The organism is Hydrogenophaga sp. 70-12, from assembly GCF_001897365.1.
Classification (GTDB): domain Bacteria; phylum Pseudomonadota; class Gammaproteobacteria; order Burkholderiales; family Burkholderiaceae_C; genus Hydrogenophaga; species Hydrogenophaga borbori.
Map to the genome: position 1 here is coordinate 1 of NZ_MKSS01000069.1, position 3,421 is coordinate 3,421.

Consider the following 3,421-nt stretch of genomic DNA (forward strand, 5'->3'; position numbering starts at 1 on the left):
CACTCCTCGCCCGCCTACGGCCTGGACGACTTCAACTCCTGCATCAGCAACGGCCTCAAGGTCGAGGACGTGCTCAACCCCGTGCAAGGCAACGGCGTCTACGCGGCCGACTTCCCGCTGTTCGGCGGCCAGCACATCTGGAAGGCCGTGCCGCACATCATCGCGGCGCTCAAGGCCGCCGGCCGGCTCATGAGCACCGTGGGCATCACCCACAGCTACCCGCACTGCTGGCGCCACAAGACGCCGGTGATCTACCGCGCCGCCGCGCAGTGGTTCATCCGCATGGACGAGGGCGAGGGCGTGTTCACCAAGGACAAGGCGCCCAAGACCCTGCGCCAGACCGCGCTCGAGGCCATCGACCACACCGGCTTCTACCCCGAGAACGGCCGCGCGCGCCTGCGCGACATGATCGCCAACCGGCCCGACTGGTGCATCTCGCGCCAGCGCAGCTGGGGCGTGCCCATCCCCTTCTTCCTGCACAAGGCCACGGGCGAACTGCACCCGCGCACCATGGAGATCCTCGACCAGGCCGCCGCCATCGTCGAAAAAGGCGGCATCGAGGCCTGGAGCCGCGCCACCACAGAAGAAATCCTGGGGGCCGAGGACGCGCCGCATTACGACAAGAGCAGCGACATCCTCGAGGTCTGGTTCGACTCCGGCTCCACCTTCTGGCACGTGCTCAACGCGAAGGAGGGCAGCCACGCGCACGCCTACCCCAACGGCGCCTGTCACTCGCAGGGCCCCGAGGCCGACCTCTACCTCGAAGGCCACGACCAGCACCGCGGCTGGTTCCACAGCTCGCTGCTGCTGGGCTGCGCCCTGTTCGACCGCGCGCCCTACCGCGGCCTGCTCACGCACGGCTTCACGGTGGACAGCCAGGGCCGCAAGATGAGCAAGTCGCTGGGCAACGGCATCGACCCGCAGGACGTGAACAAGAAGCTGGGCGCCGAGATCATCCGCCTGTGGGTGGCCGCCAGCGACTACTCGGGCGACATCGCGGGCGACGACAAGATCCTCGCGCGCGTCGTCGACGCCTACCGCCGCATCCGCAACACCCTGCGCTTCCTGCTCGCCAACCTGAGCGACTTCGACGCCGCGAAGCACGCCGTGCCGCTGAAGGACCTGCTGGAGATCGACCGCTGGGCCTTGGCGCGCACCGCACAGTTCCAGGCCGAGGTGACCGCGCACTACGACCGCTACGAGTTCCACCCCGTGGTGGCCAAGCTGCAGGTCTTCTGTTCCGAGGACCTGGGCGCCTTCTACCTCGACGTGCTCAAGGACCGGCTCTACACCAGCGCCGCCGGCAGCCACGCCCGCCGCAGCGCGCAGACCGCGCTGCACCTGGTCGCGCACGCCATGCTGCGCTGGATGGCGCCCTTCATGAGCTTCACCGCCGAGGAGGCCTGGCCGGTGCTCGCGGGCGCGGCCAACAAGGGCTCCATCTTCTTCGAGACCTGGGCCGACCTGCCGCCGCCCGAGGAAGGCCTGCTGGCCAAATGGACGCGCCTGTGCGAGATCCGCAACCTCGCCAACAAGGAGATCGAGAACCTGCGCACCCAGGGCGCCGTCGGGTCCTCGCTGCAGGCCCTGCTCAGCATCACCGCGCCGGCCGACGACGCCGCGCTGCTGCGCTCGCTGGGCGACGACCTGCGCTTCGTCACCATCACCTCGGCCGCCGACGTTGTCGACGGCGACGAACTGGCCGTGAAGGTCACCCCGGCCACCGCGCCCAAGTGCGAGCGCTGCTGGCACTACCGCGAGGACGTCGGCCATGACACGGCCCACCCCACGCTCTGCGGCCGCTGCACCAGCAACCTGTTCGGCGCGGGCGAAACCCGCACCGTGGCCTGATGGCACGCGCCAGCCTGCGCGCCATCGCGCCCTGGCTCGGCCTGGCCGCCGTGGCCTTCGCGCTGGACCAGCTCACCAAGTGGCTGATCCTGGCCACGTTCGCGCTGGGCGACAGCGTCGTGGTCACGTCCTTCTTCAACGTGGTGCGGGTGCACAACGAGGGCGCGGCCTTCTCCTTCCTCGCCGGCGCCAGCGGCTGGCAGCGCTGGTTCTTCACCGGCATCGGCGTCGCCGCCTCGGTCTTCATCGTCTGGATGCTGCGCAGCCACCCGGGACAGAAGTTGTTCGCCTTCGCGCTGGCCTGCATCCTGGGCGGCGCCATCGGCAACGTGATCGACCGCCTGGTGCACGGCTACGTGGTGGACTGGCTGGACTTCCACTGGTCCTTCCTCGCCGGCCTGTTCCCGGGCGGGCACTTCCCGTCCTTCAACCTGGCCGACACCTTCATTTCCATCGGCGCGGCCTGCCTGATCCTCGACGAGGTCCTGCGCGTGCGGAAGTCACGCGCCGCCCAGGCCCATTGAGGCCGGCGCTCGCGGCCTCGGCCGCGCGATGACAGAATGCCCGCTCATTCGTCATCCGAGGAGACACCCATGCCCGGCCTGCTGCCCGACGTCGACCCCGACGGCCTGTACGAGTTCTCGGTGGTCTACACCGACCGCGCGCTCAACCACATGTCCAAGCGCTTCCAGGGCGTGATGACCGGCATCTCGTCCCTGCTCAAGCGCGTGTACGGCGCGCACGCCGCCGTGCTGGTGCCCGGCAGCGGCACCTTCGGCATGGAATCGGTGGCGCGCCAGTTCGCGCACGGCAAACACGTGCTGGTCGTCCGCAACGGCTGGTTCAGCTACCGCTGGACCCAGATCTTCGAGATGGGCGCGATCCCCGCGAGCCACACCGTGATGAAGGCGCGCCCGCAGCACAAGGGCCCGCAGGCCCCCTGGGCACCCGCCCCGATCGACGAGGTGGTGGCCACCATCGCGCGCGAAAAGCCCGCGCTGGTGTTCGCCCCGCACGTGGAAACCGCGGCCGGCATGATCCTGCCCGACGGCTACCTGAAGGCCGTGGCCGACGCGGTGCACGCCGTGGGCGGCCTGTTCGTGCTCGACTGCATCGCTTCGGGCGCGATGTGGGTGGACATGAAGGCCACCGGCGTGGACGTGCTGGTCAGCGCGCCGCAGAAGGGCTGGAGCAGCTCGCCCTGCTGCGCGATGGTGATGCTCAGCGAGCGCGCGCGCCACGCGATCGACGCCACGCAGAGCACCAGCTTCGCCATGGACCTGAAGAAGTGGCTGCAGATCATGGAAGCCTACGAGGGCGGCGGCCACGCCTACCACGCCACCCTGCCCACGGACGCGCTGGCGCGTTTGCACGCCACCATGCTGGAGACCGAGGCCTACGGCTTCGCGCGCGTGCGAGACGAGCAGATCGCGCTCGGCCAGGCCGTTCGCCAGCTGGTGGAGCACCACGGCTTTCCCAGCGTGGCGGCCGAGGGCTTCAAGGCCCCGGGCGTGGTGGTGAGCCACACCACCGACGCCGAGGTGCAATCGAGCAAGGCCTTCCTGGCCCT

Annotated in this window: 3 protein-coding genes; all 3 read left to right on the forward strand. The window is 69.6% G+C overall.

What is annotated here, in order from left to right:
- A partial coding sequence (locus BGO22_RS04470) for an isoleucine--tRNA ligase (protein ID WP_286849278.1) occupies positions 1–1,851 on the forward strand: 1,851 nt, incomplete at its 5' end.
- On the forward strand, positions 1,851–2,375 hold the full coding sequence (gene lspA / locus BGO22_RS04475; protein WP_070400622.1) for a signal peptidase II: 525 nt from the start codon (positions 1,851–1,853) through the stop codon (positions 2,373–2,375). The genes BGO22_RS04470 and lspA, both read left to right, overlap by 1 nt.
- A 69-nt stretch (positions 2,376–2,444) precedes the next feature.
- On the forward strand, positions 2,445–3,421 hold a 977-nt coding region (locus BGO22_RS04480; protein ID WP_286849282.1), incomplete at its 3' end, for an aminotransferase class V-fold PLP-dependent enzyme.